A 23,679-nucleotide genomic window follows, 5' to 3' on the forward strand; every position below is an offset into this window, starting at 1 on the left:
CGCGCCCGCGGCGGCGACACCGGCCGCGGCCGCACCGGCGTGCTTGCCCACCGAGCCGACGGATTCGCCGACCCGCCGGCCGGTATCGGTCACCCCGCCGGCCATATCGCCCATCCGGTCCGCGGAATGGCGGCCAGCGCCCGCCATTCCGGAGGTCGCGTCGCCGACCATCTCGCGCGCCCGGCCGCCCAGCCCGGCCGCGCCCGCCGCACCGGTGGCGGCAGCGCCCTTGACCATGCCACCGGGGGTGACACCGCGTCCGGTCGTATCGGCCTGCGCGGCGCCGCTGCCCGATGCGCGGTCGTCCCAGCCGACGCCGCCACCACCGGGACCCGAGGGGCCACCGGTGCTACCGCCACCGCGGCGGTCACGGAACCAGCGGTACAGCCCGGCCAGCGCGGCCAGGACCAACAGGGCGATCAGGACCGGAACGATCCACCACCAGCCGCCCATGTTGTCCCGCAGCCGATCCCACCATCCGGTGGATTTCTCGGCGGAGGAGAAGGCCATGCCCGGGAAATCGAAGGACCCGTCCGGCATTTTCACGCCGCCGCTGGGGAATACGATCGACCCGTCGGCCATGCGCACGGTGCCGTCGGGCAATTGCACCGCGCCATCGGGGAGTTTGAACGAACCGTCGGGCATACGAATCAAACCGTTCGCGTATTGCAGCGAACCGTCACCGAGCCGTACCGCGCCCTCCGGCAAATTGATGGACCCATCGGGCAGTTTGACGGAGCCGTCCGGCATGACGACATTGCCGTTCGGCAATTGGTAACTGCCGTCGGGCATCTTGATCGACCCGTCGGGCAGCTGGACACGGCCGTCGGGCAGCTGCACCGAGCCCTCGGGCAGGACACCGGTCATCGTGGGGAGCTGCAGACCGGCCAGGCCGGCCGCCAAACTTCCTGGCACAGTGGAGAATCCGCGCTCGGCGCTCCAGGTGATCTCCGCGGCGCCGTTGTCGCCGCTGAATTTCTGGACGGTGGCGCCGTCCCCGTTGACCGCGGCGGCCGCCGTCGGAAAACCGAGCTGACCTGCCGGGCCGTCGAGCTGCCGGTAGGCCGCCAGGATCGGGCCGCGCACCACCCAGGCGCCCTGCTGCGGCGTCCAGTACATGGCGGCGCCGTCGGGTGCGGCGAAGTTGTTGAACCGACCGGCGACACCGGAGGTGTCGGATTCGTCATTGGTGGGGAATCCGAGATCGCTTGCGGGACCGCCGAGTTCCCGGAACTCGTTCAGAATGACGCCGTACATCACATGCGCGCCATTGGGTTCGGAGTAGAAGATGGCGCCGCCCTGATAATCGCGGCTCGCACCGCCCGCTACTTCCACGGCCTCGCCGACGGGATTGCCCAGCGGCGACGACGAACCGCCGGCCTGGTCGTACTTCTGAGTTATTTCCGTGGCACCGGGCACATCGGCGCCCGCCGGAGCCACCACGAGGGATATGCCGATACCGGCCGCACATCCGATGAATATCAGGCGCCGGACTCCGGCCGCCGGTCCGAACAATGACTTTTGCACGCGATCCCCTAGTCTTTGGGAGCAGGAACGATCGGTACGCGTCCATGCCGCGACATGGGCACGTCTAGCAAATTTTGAGTTATCGTATAGAGCTTTTCGGCCGCGTGGTCCGGAATCGATCAAATGGAAATCGAACCCGGTCGCCGCATTCTTCCTCGATTCCACCACCGGCCCGATCCCGCCGGTCGGTCGCCGGTTTCGCGACCAAGCAAATGCTTGACTGGGATTCACGCGTCCGCAATGCTTCCCCCGGGGTGCGGGCCCCACGGGATCTGGAGGTACCGATGACAGCGGCGGAGCGATTCGCACAGGCGAACAACGCGGAACTCGAACTCTGCCGGGACGCCGTCCGGGCGCAGGACTACGCGGCGGCGCGCGCACGGCTGACCGATCTGCACTGGTTCGCCCACGACGACCCTCGGATCCACAGCGAGATCCACCGGCTCGAACTCGACGTGGCCCGCCGCACCGGCGACACCCGAACCGCCCGCAGCCGCATCCTGCCCGTGCTGTTCGCCGGGGTGGTCGCCCGCTGGGAGCGCCTGGCTCCCCGCTACTACAGCGAAGCGCTCATCGACGCCTCACCCGAGGTGACCTACCGGGTCATCACCGACTTCGAGCGCTATCCCGAATGGAACCCGTGGCTGACCGCCGCGACGGGCGCACCCGAACCCGGCGCGTCGGTCGCCGCCCAGGTCATCCTCAACGACAACACCCGGCACGCCATGCACGAGGTCACCGTGGTCGATCCCGGCCGCCGCTTCGGCTGGCGGGACAAGGGCTGGGTCACCGTCCTGGGCGGCGGCAACCGCCTGCGCGTCCTGCAGACCGAGGGCGACCGCACCCGCCTGGTCGTGCGCCTGGCCCTGACCGGTCCCCTGGCATTCCTGGCGCACGCGGTGTTCGGCAACTCCCTGATCCGCGGCCTCGCCGCCGAAACCACCGCCCTGGCCGAGCGTGCACAGGCCATCGCCGCGGGAACCGTCACCGCCTAGACGGCACGGCCCCGCGGCGATGACGACCGCACACCGGGAAAAAGACCGTTGCGGACGGAGCGAAACAGCTCCGCCCGCAACGGATTCCGCTACCCGGACAGGCCGGCGAAGAACCCGCGGATGTCCTCGACCAGCAGGGCGGGCTGTTCGAGAGCGGCGAAGTGGCCGCCACGATCGTGCTCGCGCCAGGCCACGACATTCGCGTCGCGGGAGGCCAGCTTGCGAATCGGCAGGATCACGTCCTTCGGGAAGACCGAGACGCCGACGGGGCGCTCGACCCGGGCCGGGTAGTCACCCTGCGCCATGGACTGCGCGAACTCCGCGTAGAACCGGGCCGAGGACGCCGCGGTGCCGGTCAGCCAGTAGAGCATGACATTGGTCAGCATCCGGTCGCGGTCCACGGCCTCCTCGGGGCGGTCCACGCTGTCGGTCCATTCCTTGAACTTCTCGACGATCCACGCCAACTGACCCACCGGGGAATCGGTGAGGCCGTAGGCGAGGGTCTGCGGGCGCGTCGACTGGATGGACATGTAACCGCCGAAATCGCCCTGGAACCGTTCCAGCAGGCCGAGTCTCGCGTAGTCGGCCGGCTCGAAATCATCGAGCTCACCCGGCCGGCCGGAGGGGAAGGTCATCAGGAAGTTCACGTGCACCCCGAGCAGCCGATCCGGGGCGACCCGGCCCAGTTCGAGGGAGATGCCCGAACCCCAGTCACCGCCCTGCGCGCCGAATCGCTCGTAGCCCAGCCGATCCATGAGTTCGGCCCAGGCTCGCGCCGTCCGGTTGACGTTCCAGCCGGCCTCGGTGGTCGGACCGGAGAAGCCGTAGCCCGGAATCGAGGGCAGCACGAGGTGGAAGGCGTCGGCGGGGTCGCCCCCGTGGGCGCGCGGATCGGTCAGCGGGCCGATCACATCCAGGAACTCGACGAACGATCCCGGCCACCCGTGGGTCAGGATGAGCGGGGTCGCATCGGCCTCGGGCGAGCGCACATGCACGAAATGCACTTTCTGGCCGTCGATCTCGGTGGTGAACTGCGGCAGCTCGTTGAGCGTCTTCTCCTGGGCGCGCCAGTCGAAGTCGTTGCGCCAGTACGTGATCAGCTCGCTCAGGTAGTCACCCGGTACGCCGAGCCGCCATCCCGAGCCGGGCAGCTCGTTCGGCAGCCGATAGTGATCCAGGCGCGCGTTCAGGTAGTCCAGCTCGTCCTGGGGGATGCTGATGTGGAAGGGGCGGATCTCGGTGTTCGAGTTGCTCATACCTCTAGTCAACCAACCAATGCGGCAAACTACTTGCCGCATTGGCGATTAGAGTAGAAATTTGTGATCACGACTTCGGCCCGGCTCCTGCATCTGTTGTCGCTGTTGCAAACCCGCCCGCAGTGGACCGGACCGCAACTGGTGGCCGAACTCGGCGTCAGCGCGCGCACTGTCCGCGGGGACATGGACAAGCTGCGCGAGCTGGGCTACCCGGTGAGCTCCACGCCCGGCGCGGCCGGCGGCTACCGGCTCGGACCGGGCGCGAAGCTGCCGCCGCTGCTGCTGGACGAGGACGAGGCCGCGGCGGTGGTGCTCGGACTCGGCGGTGCGGCGCCGGGATCGGTGTCGGGTTTCGAGACCGCCTCGGCCCGGGCCCGCACGAAGATCGAGCAGGTCCTGCCCTCGCGGGTACGCCACCGCATCGACTCGCTGCAGGCGTCCACCGTGATTCCGAATCACGCGGGGGCGGAAGCGGATCCGCAGGTGCTGGCCGCGATCGCGGGCACGGTCCGGGACCGGCATCGACTGCGCTTCGACTACCGCAATCACGACGGCGACGCACAGTACCGCACCACCGAGCCGCACCGGCTCGTCTATCTCGGGCACCGCTGGTATCTGGTCGCCTGGGATCTGGACCGCTCCGATTGGCGCACCTTCCGGGTCGACCGCATCAGTCCGCGCATCCCGACCGGGCCGCGGTTCGACCCGCGCGAGCCGCCGCGGGGCGATCTCATCACGTTCGTCGCGGCGGGCCGCCGCATCGCCCGGTTCCGGTATCGCGCGAAGGTGCTGGTGCGTCGTTCCGCGACCGAACTGGTGGACTGGCTGCCCGACGGGATCGCCGTCGAACCCGTCGACGACGAGTCCTGCATCGTGCACGCGGGCGGCGACACCGCGTACATCCTGGCCGCGCACCTCACGTTCCTGGACGCGGACTTCGAACTCGACGGGCCGCCCGAGGTGCTGGCGGCGCTGCGCGAGATCGGAAGACGGTGTGCGGCGGCTACTTCGGAATGAGGCTCACGAACGCTCGGGCCGCGGCCACGGCCGACCCTGGTAGTCCTCGATGGCCGCGTTGAACCGCGTCAGATAGTCCGCGAGCGCCGCGACGTCGGCCGCCGCCCAGTCCGCCAGGATGACCTCGAGGTGCTGAATGCTCGAGGCGCGCTCGAACTCCATCTTCTCCAGGCCCTCGGCGGTGACCCGGAACTTGCGGGCGATTCCGCCGTCGGGGTCGGGAATGCGTTCCAGGAGACCGGCTTTCAGCATCGCGGTGGTCTGGCGATTGAGGGTGGACACGTCCAGGCCCAGCGCCTCGCTGAGCTGTCCGATGGACATCGGTCCCCCACCGTACAACCGGTGCAGCAGGACGTAGGCGCTGCGGTCCAGCCGCCCGTCGCCCCGGCGAGAGATCAGGCTGTACCGGCCGAAGAGCATGGCCTCGAATTCGAGCGCATCGATGGGATTGCTCACCCTGCTCCTTCCGCCGATCCGCGTCGACCTGCGGTTTCCGCTGCTTGCCCGCTCACCCTACCGTCCTGTGCGCGGCACATTTAGTATGCATAATGCACATCGTATGTATTATGCATATACCGATGAGCGCAGGAGAAGCCGTGACCCAGCCCGACCCCGTCCCCCGCAGTACCACCGCCATCCTGGCGGTCTTGGCCTATACCGGAATCACCGCGTCCCTCATGCAGACCCTCGTGGTGCCGCTGCTGGGTGGACTGCCGCGCATACTGAACGCCGACCCGGGTGACACCACCTGGGTCGTCACCATCACGCTGCTCGCCGCCGCCGTGGCCACGCCGGTCGCGGGACGCCTGGGCGATATGTACGGCAAACGCCGCATGATGATCGCCTCCACGGTGCCGCTGTTCCTGGGCTCGATCACCTGCGCGCTGGCCGGGTCGCTCGTGCCGATGATCATCGGACGCGGGCTGCAGGGGCTGGGCGTCGGCGTCATCCCGCTGGGCATCGCCCTGCTGCGCGACGTGATGCCGCCCGAGCGCCTGGGCACCGCCATCGCCCTGATCTCCTCGTCGCTGGGCATCGGCGGCGCGCTCGGGCTGCCGCTGGCCTCGGCGGTCACCGAATACAGCAACTGGCGCGTGATGTTCTGGGCCGCGGCGGCATTGGTCGCCATCGCCACGGTGCTCATCGTGATCGTGGTGCCCGAGGGCAGCGCCGAGGGACCCTCGGGCCGCTTCGACGTGCCGGGTGCGATCCTGCTGGGCGCGGGCCTGATCTCGCTGTTGCTGCCGGTGTCCAAAGGCGCTGCCTGGGGCTGGGATTCGGCGCTCACGCTGGGTTTTTTCGCCAGTTCCGCGGCGCTGCTGCTGATCTGGGGCTGGTGGGAGCTGCGCGCGGGCGAGCCGCTGGTCGATCTGCGCGTCACCGCGCGACCGCAGGTGCTCGTCACCAATATCGCGAGTGCGGCGATCGGCGTGGGCATGTACTCGCTGCAGCTCAGCGTTCCACAGCTGCTGCAATTGCCGACCTCGCTCGGCTACGGGCTGGGGCAGTCGATGCTGGCCATGGGGCTGTGGATGGCGCCCGGCGGCATCATGATGATGCTGCTGTCCCCCGTCGGCGCGAAGCTGTCGGCGGCGCGCGGACCCAAGGTCACGCTGGTGACCGGCGCGGTGATCATGGCCGCGGGCTACTGCTCAGCGTTGGTCCTGATGGGCTCGACCTGGGGCCTGCTCATGGTCACGATCATCTGCACCTCGGGCGTGGCCTTCGCCTACGGCGCGATGCCCGCGCTCATCATGGGCGCGGTGCCGCAGTCGGAAACCGCCGCCGCCAACAGCTTCAACACGCTGATGCGCTCGATCGGCACCTCGATCTCGGCCGCCGTGATCGGTGCGGTCCTGGCTCAGCTGACCATCTCCGCCGGTGGGCACGCGGTCCCCAGCGAGGCCGGGTTCCGGGTCGCCTTCCTCATCGGTGGCGGTGTGTCGATCCTGGCGGCGGTGATCGCCGCGGCGATTCCGTATCGCCGCAGCGTTATTCGACAGGGACCGGTGCGCGAGGAGCAGCCCGCGGTCGCCGCGAGCTGATACCGGCCCACGGCGGGCGGTGAGCCTGGGGCCCGAGCAACCGTCCTCGCAGCCGCTACGCCGAAGGGCCGAACGCCCGAAGGAAGGTCGCCACCGCGTTCCGGGTGACCTGTCGCAGTTCGGATTTCGAGATCGCGCCGGTGCCCATGCGCGTGCGGGCCTCGAGCGGGGCGGTCAACAGCGCGCCGAAATGCTCGGCGGCGATGGCCGGGTCGCCGTGCACGTCGAGTCGCCCGGCCAGGGCCAGCCGGGCGAGCCTGGCCGCCAGGGCGTCGGTGACCCGATCGGTGGCCGTGTCCCGGATCAGGTCCAGCAGATCCGGCATGGCCGGCAGCTGGGCGTGCAGGATGCGGCGCAGCGCGACGGTGCGCTCGTCGCAGTAGCACTCGGCCAGCCGGAGGCCGGTCACGGTCAGCGTCTCGGTGAGATCCTCGCCGCGGTCGAGCAATTCGACCGCGGCGAGGTTACGGACCAGGGCCTGTTCGGCGAGGTCGGCGACCACCGCTCGCAGCAGCGTCTCCTTGTCGCCGAAGTGGTTGTAGATCGTGTGCTTGGCGACCCCGGCCGCGAGCGCGATGGAGTCGACGCTCGCCCGGTGATAACCGTCCTCGGCGAAGACCTCGAAGGCCGCGCCCAGAATCGCCTGGCGCTTGTCGATCCGCCCCTTCGGGCGCTCCGCATCGGTTCGCTGCACGAAGCCAACCCTAGCGTCAGCACCATCTGGTGTATTAATCTGCACCAGTCAGTGCAATTAGGGGAGGTTTCAATGATTGTTTTCGTGCAGCGCTTCAGTTTCGACGACGCGGTCGGAGACGCGGAGCGCGCAGAGGTCCTGGACGCGATCCGCCGGACCATCTCGGTCGAGTCCTCGGTGTTCTCGAGCCTCGGCCCCGACCTCGGCGATCCGGCGGAGGGCTTCACCCACGCCTTCGTCACCGCGCTACCCGACCTGGACGCCGTCGAGCGCTACATGCGGGACCCCGTGCACATCGCGGGCGACGATTTCATCCTGCCGCGCCTGGCCAGGCAGTCCGCGGTCCGCTTCACCGACGACCCCGATCCGGCACTGGGAGAACGGATCTACGAGATCTATCGGCGCCGGGTCGACGCCGATCCGGAATGGGGCCGGCGGGTGGAGGCGCTGTACGCCGCCGGGGCGACGGCCGCCGCTCAGCGCACGACGTCGTAGACGAGCTTGGCGACGCCGTTGGAGTAGGTCGCCGAATCCCGCAGCCGCAGTTGCGTTTTGTCGCGATCCTCACGGCTGAACAGGCCCTTGCCGGCGCCGAGCAGCACCGGGAACACCAGCAGGTTGTACCGGTCGATGAGATCGGCGTCGGCGAGGCGGCGGGCCAGTTCGGCGCTGCCATGGATGAAGATGGCGCCGCCCTCGGATTCCTTGAGCCGCACCACATCCTCGACCGTCCGCAGGATAGTGGTCGGACCCCAGCCGTCGAGCAGATCCTGCTCGGCGAGGCCGGTGGAGAGCACGTACTTGGGCAGGTCCCGGTAGGCGACGTGGTCGTCGGACTCGCGCCAGTACGGTGCGAACGCCTCGTAACTGCGCCGCCCGAACAGCAATGCGGTGTGGTCGGCGAGTTCCTCGCCCTTGAGCGAATAGGCCTCGGGAACGAATTCGGTGTCCATCACCCATCCCCCGCCCCGATGGCCTTCTTCCTTGCCGCCCGGGGAGTCGACGACTCCGTCGAGCGACATGAAGCCCGTGTAGACCAGTTCACGTGACACAGATTCCTCCTGAGATTCGATGGCGGAGACCGCCTGTGGTGTTCCGGGCAGGATGCGGCCGGAAAGTCGTGCCGGAGAATCGGACCGGCCGGGCCCAATCAGCATCTCCACCCGAAAGCCCGTCAACAAGCGCGATTCCGGCAACGCAGCGCTTAGCCGAACTCAACGCTCACCGCGGGGGCGTCACTAGGTGGCGAGTTCGGTGACCATCTCCGCGAACGGTCGCACGAGCGGGTTGCTTCCGGCCTTCGGCCAGAGCAGGCCGTAGTCGATCGGGGGCGCGTCGCGGAACGGGACGAACAGGTCATCGCGATCGAACCGCAGTCGCACGGGCACACCCCTCACGTGGGTGACCCGCCCAGGCGGGGCCGAACCCGATCAGGCGGGCCAGGTGAACTCCGGGTCGGTGATGTAGTCCTTGCGGCGGGCATCCAGGGCCAGAGCGACCATCTGGTGCGCACCCGGGCCGATGATCCGGCGCAGCGGCGGGTCGGTCTCGTTCACCAGGGCCAGCAGCCCGGCCGCCGCGACTTCCGGTGCGGGCTCGGCCCATTCGTTCTCGGCGGCCGGTGCTGCCGCTTCGACTGTTGCTTCGGCCGGGGAGCCAACCGAGGAGTCCGGGTAGTCGCTCATACCTAGAATCGCTTCGCGGACAACGGAATACGCGGGCACCGCCGTCCCGAACCGCATGCTCGACTTCGCCCAGTCGGTGTCGAACCCGCCCATCTGGGCGAGGGTGACCTTGACGCCGAAGGGGCGCAGCTCGTCGGCGAGGGAGGCGCTGAAGCCTTCCAGCGCCCATTTGCTCGCGTTGTACATGCTGAACAGCGGCAGCGAACCGACCGCGCCCACGGTGGAGATCTGCACGATGTGGCCGGAGCCCTGGGCCCGCAGGAACGGCAGCGCGGACTGCGAAACCCACAGGGCCCCGTAGAAATTGGTGTCCATCTGGTCGCGGATCTGGCTCTCGGTCAGCTCTTCGAGCGCGCCGACCAGACCGTATCCCGCGTTGTTGACGATCACATCGAGCCGCCCGGCCACCCCGAAAGCCTCGGCGACCGTGGCGAAAACCTGCTCGCGGTCCCGAACATCCAGCGGCAACACCGTGAGTCGCGTGTCGTCGATGTCGGCCATGGTGCGCGGGTCACGGGCGGTGGCGACGACGGTGTCGCCGGCGGCGAGCGCCGCGACGGTGAACGCGCGCCCGAGGCCGCGGTTCGCCCCGGTGATGAACCAGGTTCGGGTGGTCGCGGAAGGGGCGGTGGTCATTGGTGCGCTCCTGATCTGTGCGGGGTGAGCGGGGGCCGAAGCCGGGTGGACCGGGCCGGTGTCTGCGCGGGTCATGCACACTCCCTCGGTCGAGACGAGACGTTGCGTCTCGTTGTTGAACGCTACTTTGACCCGCTTCCGCGCGATTGTCAAGACGAGACGTTTCGTCTTGTTAAGATTCGGTCATGGCAGCCCAACCACCCGCCCGGACCCGCCGCCGTGAAAGCTCTCGCGTGGCGATCCTGGACGCCACCCGCGAACTCCTCGGCGAGGTTCCCTACGCCAAACTCACCATCGAGTCGATCGCGGCCCGTGCCGGAGTCGGCAAGCAGACCATCTACCGCTGGTGGGAATCCAAAGGCGCGGTGGTGTTGGACGCCCTGCTCGCCGCGAGCGAGAACACCGACGGCACCGGGCTCGAGCTCCCCGATACCGGCGACCTGTCCCGCGATCTGAAGGTCGTCCTGCGCGCGACCGCGGCCGAGTTCACCGACGCGGCCTTCACCGCACCCATCCGCGCCCTCATGATCGAGATCATCGCGGACCCCGCCCTGGCTGCCCTCTACCGGGAGAAGCTCCAGCAACCCACCCACGACGCGGTCCTGACCCGCCTGCGCTCAGCCGTCGACGCGGGCCAACTCCGTCCCGACGCCGACCTCCCGCTGGTCATCGACCTGCTCTACGCTCCCCTGACCCAGCGCTGGCTGCTGCACTCACACACTTTGGACGACGCTTTCGCGGACGCGCTGGTCGACGGGGTACTGCACGGCTTCGCGCCGAGCGCCTGATCGGGATCGAAAGTGGCTGCCCGGCAAGAGCTCCGCGCTCTCATCGCCGCACCGCTGACTCGGTGCGGCGATGATTCGGTGCGTCGGGTCAGCCTGCGGATCTGCTCGCGGAGCCGGTGATCAGGGGGCGCAGCGGGAGCGGCGGGAGACGTAGGGTCGCGTCGGGGGCACCGGTGCCGTTCGGGTCCAGGAGTCCGTCCTGGAGTGCGTACTCACTGGCGCCGGGTGGGGCCTGGAGGGTCGTCACGTACTTCCAGAGACCCTGTGCCAGTGCGGCTCCGCCGAGGGTGAGCGTGGCGGCCACACCACCGCCCGCCGCGAACGCCATGATGGCGGCTGGGGTGGTGGCCAGGCAGGCGGGGCCGACCAGCAGACAGGAACCGAGGCCCATCGCCGCACCGACCAGGGCGCCGATGACGAATCCGCCGATCGTGGCCGTTAGGGAGGCCCTGGTCAGACTTCCGGCGAATTCGGTTAGCGCCAACTGGTTTTCGAGAGGGGACGCGACGGGACGGGGAGTCAGGGTCAGCGTGCGGCCTTGATCGGCGATGTGCCCGCCGATCGGACGCGTGGCGCCGTCGAGCTCGATGGCGAGCGGCAGGGAGAGCACCGGCCGGCCCGCGTCATCATGCACCCGGACCGATCTTCCGTCGGGAGCGAAAGTGAAGCTCGCGCCCCGCAGGGTCGTGACCACGGTGCCGTTCACGATCTCGGACCGGTATTCGGGGGCGGGTTCGGCTCCCGCCGGCGCGGCGGCGACGGTCAGGGCAGCAGCGGCCGCGAGGGCGGCGAATGTTGTTGTGCGCAAATTCATCACGGGTCCTGGGAGCTGGTCAGCCGACGGCGGGGGCGCCCTGTACATGCGGCGCGTACGGACTCGTGCCGGGTTCGGCGCGCAGGGTGCTCCAGTAGCCGAAGGCCGCGGCTGCCGCCGTCGGCCCACCGGCGAGGATCAGCCCGGCCAGGCCGCCCGCCGCGGCGACCATGCTGACGATGGGCAGGACGGTGACCACGCAGCCCAGGCTCAGGACCAGGCAGGACGCGCCTGCCAGGGCGATGCCTACACCGACCCCCGCGACCGTTCCGATCGCGGTGCCGACGAGGCTGCCGATCGAGGTGCCGAGGCTGACTGCGTTGATCAGATCGTTCATGGCGAGCTGGTTTTCCAGGGGCGAGGCGACCGGCCGCAGCGCGGTTCGATCCAGATCCGCGAGGTCCGGGGTGAGTCGCAATGTCCGGCCGTCGACCGAGATCTCCTGCCGCAGCGGCAATCTCCGGCCGTCGAGGGTGACCGCGAGCGGAAGCGACTCGCGAAGCCGACCGGCGTCGTCGCGGATCGTGATGCTCGCGGCGTCTGCGGCCACCGCGAATGTGCCGCGGTCGAGCACGGTCACCACGGTGTCGGTCTCCAGGTTCACCCGGTAGCCGATCGGATCGGAGGCCGCGGCGGGCTCGGCGCTCGCGGTGGCGACGCCGCCCGCTACGGTCAGAGCCGTCGCCGCCAGGATGAAGGTTGTTCGGTTGCGCCTCATGCGTTTTCCCTCGTTCGGTCGGCGGATTCGGGTTGCCAGCCCGGCCGGTTCAGCAGGATGCCGATGCGGTCCCGCCAGCCGCGAGCGCTCGCCAGATCCCGTCCGATGGCGACGTATTCGTGGGTGGCCACCCGCAGCGGGTTGTGCGTGTCGATGTTCTTGGTGAGCCCGTAGACCGGACGATCGATCTCCTCGGAATAGGTGCCGAACACGCGGTCCCAGATCATGAGGATGCCGCCGAAGTTCCGGTCCAGATAGTCGCCCTGGGAGGCGTGGTGGACGCGGTGGTTCGCGGGGGTGTTGATCAGCAGCTCGATCGGTCGCCAGAGCTTGCCGATGCGTTCGGTGTGCAGCCAGAACTGGGTGAGCATATTGATTCCGCCGCACAGGAACACCGCCCACGGCGGTACGCCGGCCAGGATCAGCGGAATGTAGAACAGCTGCGAGGTCAAGCCGGTCCACGGCTGGCGCATCGAGGTGGAGAAGTTGTATTTCAGGCTCGAGTGATGCACGACGTGCGCTGCCCAGAGAATGCGCACCAGATGGTGTTCGCGGTGCATCCAGTAGTAGCAGAAGTCCTGGGCGAGCAGGATGAGCGGGAAGGTAAACCAGGTGACCTCGATGCGCAGCGGGGTCAGCTCGTAGAGCACGATGAATCCGGCCAGCGCGATCGCCTTGTAGGCAATGTCGGCGATGCCCGCCCCCACGCCCACGGTGAGGCTGGTCGCGGTGTCACGCAGGCTGTAGCCGCCCGCGCTCTCGTCGGGGTGCAGGCGGTAGTAGATCATTTCGATCGCCATGAGCAGCAGGAATGCCGGGACCGACCAGATGAGCAGATGCTGGTTGTTCATTGTCCTCCAATCGGAGCGATTCGCTCCGGACGGAGTTTAGGAGCGAATCGCTCCGGTAGGCAAGGGGCAAATGCGACCCGGGCCACATTCGGGCGGCCGTTCGCATGTCTCAGCCGCCGGGTCGCGCCGCGGTGCCGGCGTTCACAGGCAATAGGCTGATGACGTGAGTACCGCAGTCCCCGATCGCCACCGCACCGGAGGAAAGCTCGGCCGCCAAACCGAGGCCGAACGCAACGACCAACTCGTGCTCGCCGCCGCCCGCGCGGTGTTCGCCGAGCAGGGCAACGACGCGCCGGTCTCCGCCATCGCCGAGCGCGCGGGTGTGGGAATGGGCACGCTCTATCGCCGCTACGGCAGCAAAGAGCAACTGCTGCAACGGTTGTGCCTGATCGCCATCGGGGACACGGCCGAGGCGCTGCGCGCGGCACTCGATCTGGACGGCAGCGGATGGAAGGGGCTGTTCACCTTCCTGGAACGATGCGTGGCGGCCCGGGTGGGAGCCTTCGCGCCCCTGGCGGGCTCGCTGCCCATCCCGCCGGAGGTGGTGGCGGGCAATGCCCGAGCCAAGGAACTGCTCGAACAGCTACTGGCGAAAGGCCAGGCCGACGGTTCGGTCCGTACGGACGTCAACGCGGTCGACATCACCCGGCTGATCGAGATGTTCAGCGGATACCCGCAGCGGACCGAGGAGGACGTGCGGGCTCGCCAACGGCTCCTGGCGCTGGCGGCGGACGGGCTGCGGCCTTCGGGCACCTCGATCGCTGGGCCGGCGCCCACGTGGGAAGCCTACGAATCTCAGTGGTATCGCTGAAACCTGCTGCGGGAGAACGTGGTCGGCCGCCCGCGAACTTCCGTTCCTCAGGCCGGGATCGATCGCCGCGGGCGTAGCGGATTGTGGTCGCGGAAGGCTTCGATCGCGGCGGCGACCTCGAACGGGGTGACGGCCTGTTCGATGTGGTTGCGGTAGAGCACGCGATCCGCCACCGCGTCGAGGTTGAACCCCCACAGCATGGACATCAGCGGGTTGATGAACAGTTCGGCGCCCGTGTCACGGGTGCGTTCGAGCGAATGGTGGTTGCCGAACTCCCCGCGGGCGGCGTCGGTGATCGAGGCGCAGACCACGCTCTCGCGCGCCGGGGTGTGCTGTTGCACCCAGGCGACGGCGTCGAGCCAGGAGTCGACGGCGGCGATCCCGGGAATCAGCGCGCTGACCCCGTGGTAATCGCCGGTGCGGGCAAGGGCGGCAACGTTTTCCAGGAAATGGGCATGACAGACCCCGTGCGTGGTGTCGACGCCGAATCCCACGCAGGCCGCGAGTTTGACCGGAACGTCCAGGGCGCGCGCGGCCAGCAGACTGGTGATGTCTTCGACCGGGGTACCCAGCCCCGCCTCGTCCCCGGTCATGAGCAGGTCGGTCCCGCCGTCGATGAGCACGAGCCCGTCGATGTTCAATTCCGCTGCCAGCCAGGCGTATGCGGCCTTCACCTGCCGCGTGCCGCCCTTCTGGATCAGGAACACCCGGTCGTCCGGATAGCCGTGCTGTTGCAACCACTGCGAGAGGTGCTTCTCCGGGAAGTAGGCGCGCGGCCCGGTGCTGTCGGCGCGCGCCTCGTACACCCCCGGAGCCAGGGCGCGGGCGGTGGTGCGCGCGACGGCGGTGAAGGTGAGGTTCGCCAGGAAGACGGTCTTCCCCTGCTCGTGCAGCGCGAACGCAACGGGCAGGCCGCTGAGGAAATCGCAGCCCCCACCCGCGCCAACGACCATGACGCGTTCACAGTTCCGCAATTGATGCAACATCGGTGTGTCGAACAACGAGGGCGCAGCCATGCTTTCGAGGATAAGCCGACCGACGGTAGGCGTCGCTGGGAATTCGCTGACTTCGTACCGTTTGCTGCCGACACGCGACCGGTCCCGACGCGGGCGCGATCGGCCGAGCCGACGCGGCGACGGTCGACGCCCCACCGCAACGGGTTCGGGTGAGCAACCGCAGCAAACCGGCTCGACGCTGCCTGTTCCAGCAGGATCTGCCCGCTCCGGAACTCGGCGCGCACCCGTCTCCACGATTCTTGCTGCGCGGGCGGCGAACTCGTCGGGAAAGATCTCGAAGCATGACAGCGGAACCCGCCAAGGAACTGCCCCGATGCGAACTGTGCGGCGGCCGGCAGATCGGCAACCTCGGGCTCAGGAGTCACGACAGCGTCGGGATACACCCCGACCGACGCACGTTCTATGGGAAGCCGCGGTCATCACTGCGCGCGGTCGTCTGCCTGCGATGCGGGCACACGAAACTCTTCGCGCGTGAGCTGAGCGCGCTGCAAGAGGATGCCGACGAACATCCCGAATGGTTCACCTGGTGAGGCAGGTGGTCGAGGGGTGAGCGCGTCAGGTCCTCACGAATTTCGGCGCAACCCACCGGGCTCGTAGAGCGCAGCGAGCAGAATCGCGGCTGTGGCGAGGCGAGGGGCATGCCGCTCGGCCACGTCGGCAGGCAGGGGTTGTCGGCTCCAATGATGGTGCGGCCGAACCGCTATGGCGGTCCGCCGACAGGACGGTCATGTCGGATTGCCGCCGGTAACTCGGCCTCGGCGTCCATACGGTCGGTCGGGTGCAGACAGATACCAGTGCCGAAGCCACGCCTCGGCTGAGCGGTCCCGTCATCGTGTTCATGGCGGTCGCGGCCGCGACCGGAACGTCGACCATCTACCCGTTGCAGCCCGCGATCGCGGACGTGGCCGCCGCACTGGGAACGTCCGTCGCCGCGGTCGGCATCGCGCTGGCGTGCGGGCCCGTGGGTTACCTGCTCGGCCTCGGCCTGCTTGTGCCGCTGGTCGATCGCTTCATGCCGGGGCGGGTGCTCGCGGCGCAGTTCGGGGCTCTCGCGATTGCCCTCGCGATGGGCGCGGCGGCAAACTCCGTCGCTCTGCTGGGGCTGACGGTCGGTCTGGCGGGAGCGTGTTCGGTGGTCGGCGCCGGGTTGAGTTCGGTGGCCGGTCGCCTGGCGGAAACGCACCGTCGGGCAACGGTTTTGGGGACGGTGACCGCGGGCATCTCGGTCGGTATCCTCGCGGGGCGGATCGTGGGCGGATGGCTCACCGACGCACTCGGCTGGCGCGCGATGCTCCTGGTATTCGCCGCCGTCTGCGGGCTGGTCGCGGTGTGCTGCGCGGTGCTGCTTCCTACCGCGCCGGGCGCGGCAGATCGCAGCTACCTGGCCACGCTGCGTTCTCTCCCACTACTTTTCGTCCACCACGCGGAACTGCGCGTTGCCGCGGCCCGCGGCTTTCTCTGGTTCTTCGCATTCTGCGCGGTGTGGGCGGGCATCGCCGTGGCGCTGTCGCAACCGCCCCACTCGTACTCGGCCGAACGGATCGGCCTGTATGCGCTCGCGGGCCTGTCGGGCGTTCTCGCGACGCGCGTCGCGGGCGCACGGACCGACCGCGACGGCCCCCGCCGAGTCATCCTCGCCGGTCTCGCACTGGCCGGCTCCGCCACGATCGTCGCGAGCTTCGGCCTCGCGAACACCGCTGTCACCCTGACCTGTCTGGCGGTGTTCGATGCGGGCCTGTTCGCCGCCCAGGTGGCCAATCAGAGCACGGTGCTGGCGATCGATCCGGCGGCACCCGCACGCTTCAACAGCGCGTACATGCTGGTCTACTTCGTCGGCGGCAGCCTCGGCACGGCCTTCGGCGCGGCGGCGGCCGACCGGTACGGCTGGCAGGCCACGGCCCTACTCGCCGCGGCGGCCATCCTCGCCGCGGCGGTGCTCACAGCATCGTCACGGGAGTCGTGACCGCCCTCCGGGCCACCTTGCTGTCCTGCGCGGGGCACAGCCGGGACATCCCGCCACCGACCGACCCGCGTCACTTCCGCCAGAAGAGGTGGTGCACAACCCCGCTGGCGCTGGGGACCTCTTCGTGGTGGAAGCGGTCGGTCAGGTCTTCGGGGCTCGACCACAGCCGTTCGCCGCGGCCGAGTTCGACCGACGGCACCACGGCCATGTGCAGCGTGTCGATCAGGTCGGCGTCCAGGAACGCCCGCACGGTGGCCACGCCGCCGCCGATGCGCACGTCTTTACCATCGGCGGCCTCGAAGGCTTGCGCCAGCGCGTCTTTCGGCGCGGCGTCGATGAAGTGGAACGTGGTCTCGCCCAGTGTGAACGACGGGCGCGGGTAGTGAGTGAGCACGAAGACCGGCGTGTGAAAGGGCGGCTCGTCGCCCCACCAGCCCTGCCAGTCCTCGTTTTCCCAGGGCCCCCGCACCGGCCCGAACTTGTTGCGCCCCATGATCTCCGCGCCGATGTTGTTGGCGAAGTCGCGGGTGAAGTAGTCGTCCAGGCCGTAGCTGCCGCCCGGGTCGGTCCGGTTCGGCCAGTGCGCGGTGGCACCGGCCCACGAGGCGAGCGCGGCCGGATCGGCGTGGCCGAAAGGTCGTTCGGCACTCTGTCCTTCCCCTGACCCGTAGCCGTCGTTGGACACCATGAAGTTCTGCACGCGGACCAGTTGTGTCACCGGAACTCCTTCTGATTGCAATGCGCAAGCGGTGTCAATCTAACCTAGACTGATTGCGTGTTGCAACCGGATTCGCTGGAAAAATTGCCCGTGCCGCGGGGCAGATCGGGCTGCCCGATCAATATGACGATGGAGCTGCTCGGCGACCGCTGGAGCCTGATCGTGCTGCGCGACATGATGTTCGGTGCTCACACGCACTTCCGGGAACTGCTGGCCGGATCCCGCGAGGGGATCGCCTCCAACATTCTGGCCGCGCGCCTGGCGAAACTCGTCGACGCGGGCCTGCTCACCCGCCACGACGATCCCTCGCACCGGCAGAAGATCGCCTACCGCCTCACCGAGCCGGCGATCCAACTCGTCCCGGTCCTGGCGCAACTCGGCGCGTGGGGCGCGGTCTGGCTCGACACCGAACCGGAACTGACCGTGCGCGCCGAACTGCTGGCCGCGGGCGGGCCGCCCCTGTGGGAGCGGTTCATGGCCGAGCTCCGCGCAACCCACCTGCACGGTGCGCCGAGTCCGGACGACGGCGTCCTGGCCGAACTCACGGCGGCCTACCTCGCGGCGCGGGGAACATAGCGTCCCCGCCCGACCGATCAGGTGAGGCGGTGGCCGCCGTCGACATGCAGCACGGTCGCAGTGATGAACCGGTTGCGCATCACGGCCAGGAAGGCGTCCGCGATGTCGCCGGGTGCGCCGATGCGCCGAGCGGGCAGCTTCTCGGCCAGCTCGGCGAACACCGCCTGCGTGTCCATGCCGAGTTGGTTCCAGATGGGGGTGTCGACCCAGCCGGGAGAAACCACGTTCACCCGCACGGGTGCCATTTCGATCGCCAGCCCGTAGGCCAGGGAGGCCAACGCGCCGTTGGCCGCGGCCATGATCGTGTTCGATCCGTTGGGCCGATACGCGTTGATGCCGGAGGTGAAGGTCAGCGATCCCGTCACTTTCCCCGCGGCATGCTTGCCGACCAGCCAGGCGCCCAGCAGTTTGGTGTTCACGACATCGCGGGCCGTGTCGACCGAAACCCGCGTGGTCGGACCGTATACACCCGTGGCGTCCGCCGCGGTCACGACCACGTGGCCGACCTGCCCGGTCCCGGCGAACAGTTCGGCGACATCGTCCTCTCGGCCGATGTCCGCTCGCATCACCTGTACCGCGCCGTCGCCGGCCCGCATCAACTCCGCGCGGGCGGCGGTCAACCGCTCGGTGGAGCGGCCGACGATGGTCACATCCTTGCCGTCGGCCACCAGGACCCGGGCCAGGGCGAACCCCATCCCGGAACCACCGCCGATAATCATTGCCTCAGTCATGGATTCCAGGGTTCGCGTCGACGCGCGGGCGAGGAAGGCCGCGCCATTCCCGGGTGCGATACGGCCACCCGGGAGTGCCCCGTCCGATGGCACACTCGATCCGTGAACGCGATGGCCGAGTTCCTCCGGATACGACGCGGATCGATCGGTCCCGCCGACGTCGGCCTGCCGACCGGACCGGGCAGCCGACGCACTCCCGGGCTGCGCCGTGAAGAGATCGCAGCGCTGGCGGGTGTCAGCGTCGACTACTACACCCGCATCGAACAGGGCAGGGAAACCGCGCCCAGCGACGCGGTACTCGGTGCGCTGGCAAGGGCATTGCGCCTGACCGACGACGAGCACTCGCACCTGCTCGCTCTCGCCGACCGAACCGCGGGTCGCACGCCACGACGCCACCGCGCCGATCCCCAACCGGTTCGTCCCGGCTTGGCTCTGCTGCTGAATTCCGTCCGGCCCAGCCCGGCCTACGTGCTGAGCGAGGTCAACGATCTGCTGGCCGCGAATCCGGAGGGCCTGGCCCTGATGCCGGGACTGGACGATTGGCCTCCCGCGGCACGCAACACCATCCGCTACACCTTCCTGCATCCCGCGGCCCGGACGCTGTTCGCCGACTGGGACCGAGTGGCCGGGAACTGCGTCGCGAACCTGCACACCGCGGAACTGACCGCCCCCGAGCGCACCGCCGAGCTGGTCGACGAACTGTCGTCGGCCGGCACCGAATTCGCCGCGCTGTGGCGGCGACACGAGGTCCGGGTCAAACGCGGCGGCGACACGGCGTTCCAGCACCCGGTGATCGGGCGTGTCACCCTCGCCAACGAGGTGCTCGAGCACGCCGGCGACGGACAGCGGATGCTGATCTACCAGGCCGCGCCCGGCACCTCCGAACACGACGCCCTGACACTGCTGGCCATGACCGCCCAGGCCACGAACACCCGCTGACACCCCCGTATCGGGCACCTTCGCATACCCCCGGTGCGCAGTGCCCAGCCGTGCGCTCATCGGAGCCGTTGGGCTGGAACGACTTCGGGTCCCGGGCGTCGATGATCGACGCGTCCGGCCCGCCGCCCCGGCGCCCCGGCCCCGCCGTGGCGCGCACGAGCGGCTCCCGAACACGGGCGTCGAACGCTATAGGCTGATCAGAGGCCACCACCGTGCTCGCTCGTGTGCGACCCGGTCACCAAGCCGGGTGTGGCGGCCGTTCGTTGAGTGACCTGTTCAGCTCGATCCGGCGTGCCTTGACGCCTGCGGAGCGACCTAGGCAGAACAGTCAGGCACGTGCCCGCCGACATCGTCAGGAGGCAGTGTGTACAGATCCAACGGAAATTTCGAGGCTTTCGCCCGCCCCCCGAAGCGTGACGCCGGACCCGAACGCAAGGTGCACCTGGTCGGTGGCGGTCTGGCCGGCCTCGCGGCGGCCGTGTTCCTCATCCGGGATGGTGGAGTGCCCGGTGATTCGATCACCGTGTACGAGGAGCTGCAGATCCCGGGCGGCAGCTGTGACGGCCTCTTCGACGAGCACAAGGGTTTCATCATCCGCGGTGGGCGCGAGATGGAAGCCCACTTCGAGACCCTGTGGGATCTGTTCCGCTCGGTCCCCTCGCTCGATACCCCGGACGCTTCGGTGCTGGACGATATGTACTGGGCGCACAAGTCCGATCCCTCGACCAATCCCAACCGGGCGATCCACAACCGGGGCAAGCGCATCGAGGAGATGAACGAGCTCACCCTCACTCCGGGCGCGATCCAGGAGATCTTGAACCTCGCGCTCACCCGCGAACAGGACCTCGACGACAAACGGATCGACGAGTTCTTCGGCGAGGAATTCTTCGCGTCGAATTTCTGGCTCTACTGGGCCACCATGTTCGCCTTCGAGCCGTGGGCCTCGGCGATGGAGATGCGCCGCTACCTGCTGCGTTTCGTGCACCACATCGCGACGCTGGCCGACCTCAGCTCACTGCGGTTCGCGCGATACAACCAGTACGAGTCGCTCATCAAGCCGCTCGTGGCTCATCTGGAGTCGCACGGGGTCGTATTCCGCTCCGCGACCCAGGTTCTCGATGTGCTGGTGACCGATGCGGGCGGGAGCAAGACGGTCACCGAGATCGAACTGCTCGTCGGCGCGACCACCGGCGACACCACTGGCGTGGCCGCCGGATCCGCGGGGCTGGGCAACCGGGGAACCACCGAGAAGATCGCTGTCGGACCTGACGACCTGGTGCTCATCACCAACGGGTCGATCACCGAGAGCTCGACCTTCGGCGACAACGACACGCCGGCTCCGGTGGTCACCGACCGGGGCGGCGCCTGGAAACTGTGGAAGACCATGGCCGAACGTGACCGCGCCTTCGGCCGGCCGGAGAAGTTCTGCGAGAACATCCCCGAGGCGAACTGGACCATCTCGGCCACGGTGACCCTGACCGACGACCGGATCGCGCCCTACCTCCAGAAGATCTCGGGCCGCGATCCGCGCGACGGCCGGATCGTCACCGGCGGGCCCTGCACCATCAAGGACTCGAACTGGCTCTACGGATACACCATGAGCCGGCAGCCGCACTTCGCCGCACAGGATCCGAAACAGGAACTCGTGGTCTGGCTGTACGGCCTGTTCTCGGACAAGCCTGGCAACTACGTGAACAAGACCATCCGAGAGTGCACCGGCGCCGAACTCACCGCCGAGTGGCTGTACCACCTCGGAGTCCCGATCGACGAGATCGATGAGCTTGCCCGCACCTCCGCACGCGCGGTGCCGTGCAACATGCCCTACATCTCCTCCTACTTCATGCCCCGGGCACTCGGTGACCGTCCGCAGGTGGTTCCCGAGGGATCCCGGAACCTGGCATTCATCGGAAACTTCGCCGAGACCGAGCGCGACACCGTCTTCACGACCGAATACTCGGTTCGAACCGCCATGGAGGCCGTCTACACGCTGCTGGACGTGGACCGGGCCGTGCCGGAGGTGTTCGCGTCCTCGTTCGACGTCAGGACGCTCCTGCAGGCGTTGTACTACCTCAACGATCGCAAGCCGCTCGCCGAGATCCCCTTGCCCCTGGGCGGCAAGCTGATCGAGAAGGCGGCGTTGAAGAAGATCAAGGGCACCTATCTCGAAGAGCTGCTGCAGGACGCCCGGCTGCTGTGAAGTCACGCCCGTCGGGATCGGCGACTCCTACCGTCGATCGATCCCGCCGGGCGTGGGGTGCTCTGTGATGCTCGCGTAAGACATCCGGGTTTAGTTGCATTCACCCGCATCCCGACCGCGCCGGCCGATGCCGGTCGGCGCGGTCGGAGATACCGGCACGGGGTGGGGTCAGGCCTTGCGTTGGGCCGAACTGCGGGCCGGGTTGGACTGCTTCTCGGCCTTGGGATCGGTCTCGTTCTGCTTGGCGCGCACGGTTTCCTCGACCCTGCGGCCGATCTCGGCGTCGACGTTGCGCCAGTACTCGAAGGCGCGCACCAGCACCGGTTCGGTGACGGCGTTGAGCAGATGCCCGGCGATGTTGTCGACCAGGCGGGTGCGGGCGGCGTCGTCGAGGACCTCGCGGACCATCGTTCCGGCTTGGCCCCAGTCGTCGTCCTCGGCGCGCAGGGTGTAGGCGGTGCGCACCATCTCGCCGTCGGTGTGCCAGCCGACGGGCGGGCCCGAGACGGACGGGTCCGCGTGCGGGCCGCCCTTGGAGTTGGGTACGTACACCGGGTCGGTGACGTTGGTGTAGCGCATGGCGCCGTCCTTGGAATAGGAGTGCACCGGCGCGGCGTGCGGTGAATTGACCGGCAGCAGTTTGTAATTGGCGCCGATGCGATGCCTGTGCGCGTCCGGGTAGGAGAACCAGCGGCCCAGCAGCATCTTGTCGGGACTGGGGCCGGTGCCACGCACGGAGTTGCTGGGTTCGAAGGCGGACTGCTCGATCTCGGTGTGATAGTCGACCGGATTGCGGTTGAGGGTGAGCCGGCCCAGCCGCCGGAGCGGGTAGTCGGCGTGCGGCCAGACCTTGGTCAGGTCGAAGGGGTTGAAGCGGTAGGTCTTGGCATCCTCGAACGGCATGATCTGCATGTGCAGGGTCCAGCTCGGGAACGCGCCGTCGGCGATGTGCTCGAACAGGTCGCGGGTGTGATAGTCGGTGTCGATGGCGGCCATCTGGTCGGCTTCGTCCTGGGTGAAGAACTCGATGCCCTGGTCGGTCTTGAAGTGGTACTTCACCCAGAAGCGGTCACCGGCGGCGTTGTTCCACAGGTAGGTGTGGCTGGAGTAGCCGTTCATGTGCCGCCAGGTGCGCGGAATGCCGCGGTCACCCATCAGCCAGGTGACCTGGTGGGCGGATTCGGGTGAGAGCGTCCAGAAGTCCCACTGCATGTCGTGGTCGCGCAGGTTGTTGTCGGCGCGGCGTTTCTGGGAGCGGATGAAGTCCTGGAACTTCATGGGATCGCGCACGAAGAACACCGGGGTGTTGTTGCCGACCATGTCGAAGTTGCCCTCGCGGGTGTAGAACTTCAACGCGAAGCCGCGCGGGTCGCGCCAGGTGTCCGGGCTGCCGCGCTCCCCCGCCACGGTCGAGAATCGGGCCAGCACTTCGGTTTTGACACCGGGCTGGAAAACGTCGGCGCAGGTGTAGGCGCTGAGGTCTTCGGTGGTCTCGAATTCACCGAACGCGCCGCCGCCCTTGGCGTGCGGTTGGCGTTCGGGGACGCGCTCACGGTTGAACTGCGCCATCTTCTCGATGAGATAGGCGTCGTGGAGCAGGATGGGTCCGTCGGGGCCGACGGTGAGCGAATGCTCATCGCTGGGTACCGGAATACCGGCGTCGTCGGTGGTGAACTGTGCCTCGCTCATCGTGGGAACTCCT

24 protein-coding genes and 1 pseudogene are annotated in these 23,679 nt (G+C 68.3%); 11 read left to right on the forward strand and 14 right to left on the reverse strand.

Annotation, left to right across the window (positions count from 1 at the left end; all coding sequences use genetic code 11):
* A pseudogene (locus ABZ319_RS20540) lies at positions 1-1,443 on the reverse strand (hypothetical protein); the annotation flags it as partial.
* A gap of 368 nt (positions 1,444-1,811) precedes the next feature.
* Here ABZ319_RS20540 and ABZ319_RS20545 point away from each other — a divergent pair.
* The gene (locus ABZ319_RS20545; RefSeq protein ID WP_354988039.1) at positions 1,812-2,522 is read left to right on the forward strand and encodes an SRPBCC domain-containing protein; all 711 of its coding nucleotides are present in this window, start codon (positions 1,812-1,814) and stop codon (positions 2,520-2,522) included.
* 89 nt (positions 2,523-2,611) lie between these two features.
* On the opposite strand, the gene ABZ319_RS20550 is transcribed toward ABZ319_RS20545, so the two are convergent.
* Positions 2,612-3,778 (reverse strand): epoxide hydrolase family protein, encoded by a 1,167-nt coding sequence (locus tag ABZ319_RS20550; RefSeq protein WP_354988040.1) that lies wholly within the window; start codon positions 3,776-3,778, stop codon positions 2,612-2,614.
* 63 nt (positions 3,779-3,841) lie between these two features.
* Between ABZ319_RS20550 and ABZ319_RS20555 the strand changes: the two genes are divergently transcribed.
* Positions 3,842-4,795 (forward strand): YafY family protein, encoded by a 954-nt coding sequence (locus tag ABZ319_RS20555; RefSeq protein ID WP_354988041.1) that lies wholly within the window; start codon positions 3,842-3,844, stop codon positions 4,793-4,795.
* A gap of 3 nt (positions 4,796-4,798) precedes the next feature.
* On the opposite strand, the gene ABZ319_RS20560 is transcribed toward ABZ319_RS20555, so the two are convergent.
* The gene (locus tag ABZ319_RS20560; protein ID WP_354988042.1) at positions 4,799-5,251 is read right to left on the reverse strand and encodes a MarR family transcriptional regulator; all 453 of its coding nucleotides are present in this window, start codon (positions 5,249-5,251) and stop codon (positions 4,799-4,801) included.
* A gap of 122 nt (positions 5,252-5,373) precedes the next feature.
* On the opposite strand from ABZ319_RS20560, the gene ABZ319_RS20565 reads away from it, so the two are divergent.
* Positions 5,374-6,840 carry an MFS transporter gene (locus ABZ319_RS20565; protein ID WP_354988043.1) on the forward strand — a complete coding sequence of 489 codons (1,467 nt, stop codon included), beginning with the start codon at positions 5,374-5,376 and terminating at the stop codon, positions 6,838-6,840.
* Positions 6,841-6,895: 55 nt separating this feature from the next.
* Here ABZ319_RS20565 and ABZ319_RS20570 read toward each other — a convergent pair whose 3' ends face one another.
* Positions 6,896-7,534: a TetR/AcrR family transcriptional regulator gene (locus ABZ319_RS20570; protein ID WP_354988044.1), complete on the reverse strand. Its 639-nt coding sequence runs from the start codon at positions 7,532-7,534 to the stop codon at positions 6,896-6,898.
* 72 nt (positions 7,535-7,606) lie between these two features.
* Here ABZ319_RS20570 and ABZ319_RS20575 point away from each other — a divergent pair, with 72 nt between their 5' ends.
* The gene (locus ABZ319_RS20575) at positions 7,607-8,029 is read left to right on the forward strand and encodes a Dabb family protein (protein ID WP_354988045.1); all 423 of its coding nucleotides are present in this window, start codon (positions 7,607-7,609) and stop codon (positions 8,027-8,029) included.
* Here the strand turns inward: ABZ319_RS20575 and ABZ319_RS20580 are convergent.
* From ABZ319_RS20580 to ABZ319_RS20590, 3 genes are all read right to left on the reverse strand, one after another.
* Positions 8,011-8,586, reverse strand: coding sequence for a dihydrofolate reductase family protein (locus tag ABZ319_RS20580; protein WP_354988046.1), 576 nt, complete (start codon positions 8,584-8,586; stop codon positions 8,011-8,013). The genes ABZ319_RS20575 and ABZ319_RS20580 overlap by 19 nt on opposite strands.
* Positions 8,587-8,772: 186 nt before the next feature.
* The gene (locus ABZ319_RS20585; protein WP_354988047.1) at positions 8,773-8,916 is read right to left on the reverse strand and encodes a hypothetical protein; all 144 of its coding nucleotides are present in this window, start codon (positions 8,914-8,916) and stop codon (positions 8,773-8,775) included.
* Positions 8,917-8,964: 48 nt separating this feature from the next.
* Entirely contained in the window at positions 8,965-9,855 is an 891-nt protein-coding gene (locus tag ABZ319_RS20590; RefSeq protein WP_354988048.1) for an SDR family NAD(P)-dependent oxidoreductase, read from the reverse strand.
* A 185-nt stretch (positions 9,856-10,040) separates the two neighbouring features.
* On the opposite strand from ABZ319_RS20590, the gene ABZ319_RS20595 reads away from it, so the two are divergent.
* Positions 10,041-10,643 (forward strand): TetR/AcrR family transcriptional regulator, encoded by a 603-nt coding sequence (locus tag ABZ319_RS20595; RefSeq protein ID WP_354988049.1) that lies wholly within the window; start codon positions 10,041-10,043, stop codon positions 10,641-10,643.
* A gap of 88 nt (positions 10,644-10,731) precedes the next feature.
* Here ABZ319_RS20595 and ABZ319_RS20600 read toward each other — a convergent pair whose 3' ends face one another.
* From ABZ319_RS20600 to ABZ319_RS20610, 3 genes are read right to left on the reverse strand one after another with little or no spacing between them, the layout of a single operon-like run.
* The gene (locus ABZ319_RS20600; RefSeq protein WP_354988050.1) at positions 10,732-11,457 is read right to left on the reverse strand and encodes a hypothetical protein; all 726 of its coding nucleotides are present in this window, start codon (positions 11,455-11,457) and stop codon (positions 10,732-10,734) included.
* Between the two features lie 19 nt (positions 11,458-11,476).
* Complete coding sequence (locus tag ABZ319_RS20605; protein WP_354988051.1) at positions 11,477-12,175, reverse strand: hypothetical protein; 699 nt, start codon at positions 12,173-12,175, stop codon at positions 11,477-11,479.
* Positions 12,172-13,026 carry a sterol desaturase family protein gene (locus ABZ319_RS20610; RefSeq protein ID WP_354988052.1) on the reverse strand — a complete coding sequence of 285 codons (855 nt, stop codon included), beginning with the start codon at positions 13,024-13,026 and terminating at the stop codon, positions 12,172-12,174. The genes ABZ319_RS20605 and ABZ319_RS20610 overlap by 4 nt, the downstream gene beginning before the upstream one ends.
* Before the next feature lie 163 nt (positions 13,027-13,189).
* Between ABZ319_RS20610 and ABZ319_RS20615 the strand changes: the two genes are divergently transcribed.
* On the forward strand, positions 13,190-13,837 hold the full coding sequence (locus tag ABZ319_RS20615) for a TetR family transcriptional regulator (RefSeq protein WP_354988053.1): 648 nt from the start codon (positions 13,190-13,192) through the stop codon (positions 13,835-13,837).
* Between the two features lie 47 nt (positions 13,838-13,884).
* Here the strand turns inward: ABZ319_RS20615 and ABZ319_RS20620 are convergent, their stop codons facing one another.
* The gene (locus tag ABZ319_RS20620) at positions 13,885-14,853 is read right to left on the reverse strand and encodes a DUF1152 domain-containing protein (protein ID WP_354988054.1); all 969 of its coding nucleotides are present in this window, start codon (positions 14,851-14,853) and stop codon (positions 13,885-13,887) included.
* Between the two features lie 281 nt (positions 14,854-15,134).
* Between ABZ319_RS20620 and ABZ319_RS20625 the strand changes: the two genes are divergently transcribed.
* Both ABZ319_RS20625 and ABZ319_RS20630 read left to right on the forward strand, forming a co-directional pair.
* A complete protein-coding gene (locus ABZ319_RS20625; RefSeq protein WP_354988055.1) occupies positions 15,135-15,383 on the forward strand; it encodes a hypothetical protein in 249 nt (82 codons plus the stop codon).
* Positions 15,384-15,691: 308 nt separating this feature from the next.
* Positions 15,692-16,816, forward strand: a complete 1,125-nt coding sequence (locus tag ABZ319_RS20630; RefSeq protein ID WP_354988056.1) for an MFS transporter — start codon at positions 15,692-15,694, stop codon at positions 16,814-16,816.
* 70 nt (positions 16,817-16,886) lie between these two features.
* On the opposite strand, the gene ABZ319_RS20635 is transcribed toward ABZ319_RS20630, so the two are convergent.
* On the reverse strand, positions 16,887-17,534 hold the full coding sequence (locus ABZ319_RS20635; RefSeq protein ID WP_354988057.1) for a dihydrofolate reductase family protein: 648 nt from the start codon (positions 17,532-17,534) through the stop codon (positions 16,887-16,889).
* Positions 17,535-17,591: 57 nt separating this feature from the next.
* On the opposite strand from ABZ319_RS20635, the gene ABZ319_RS20640 reads away from it, so the two are divergent.
* Positions 17,592-18,110: a helix-turn-helix domain-containing protein gene (locus tag ABZ319_RS20640; RefSeq protein ID WP_354988058.1), complete on the forward strand. Its 519-nt coding sequence runs from the start codon at positions 17,592-17,594 to the stop codon at positions 18,108-18,110.
* A gap of 17 nt (positions 18,111-18,127) precedes the next feature.
* Here the strand turns inward: ABZ319_RS20640 and ABZ319_RS20645 are convergent, their stop codons facing one another.
* Complete coding sequence (locus tag ABZ319_RS20645; RefSeq protein ID WP_354988059.1) at positions 18,128-18,841, reverse strand: SDR family oxidoreductase; 714 nt, start codon at positions 18,839-18,841, stop codon at positions 18,128-18,130.
* Between the two features lie 111 nt (positions 18,842-18,952).
* Here ABZ319_RS20645 and ABZ319_RS20650 point away from each other — a divergent pair, with 111 nt between their 5' ends.
* On the forward strand, positions 18,953-19,780 hold the full coding sequence (locus tag ABZ319_RS20650; RefSeq protein WP_354988088.1) for a helix-turn-helix transcriptional regulator: 828 nt from the start codon (positions 18,953-18,955) through the stop codon (positions 19,778-19,780).
* 364 nt (positions 19,781-20,144) lie between these two features.
* Positions 20,145-21,977, forward strand: a complete 1,833-nt coding sequence (locus ABZ319_RS20655; RefSeq protein WP_354988060.1) for an oleate hydratase — start codon at positions 20,145-20,147, stop codon at positions 21,975-21,977.
* A gap of 168 nt (positions 21,978-22,145) precedes the next feature.
* Here ABZ319_RS20655 and ABZ319_RS20660 read toward each other — a convergent pair whose 3' ends face one another.
* The gene (locus ABZ319_RS20660) at positions 22,146-23,666 is read right to left on the reverse strand and encodes a catalase (RefSeq protein ID WP_354988061.1); all 1,521 of its coding nucleotides are present in this window, start codon (positions 23,664-23,666) and stop codon (positions 22,146-22,148) included.
* Positions 23,667-23,679: the final 13 nt, after the last annotated feature.

The sequence above is a fragment of the Nocardia sp. NPDC005978 genome (genome assembly GCF_040614455.1).
Taxonomy (GTDB): domain Bacteria; phylum Actinomycetota; class Actinomycetes; order Mycobacteriales; family Mycobacteriaceae; genus Nocardia.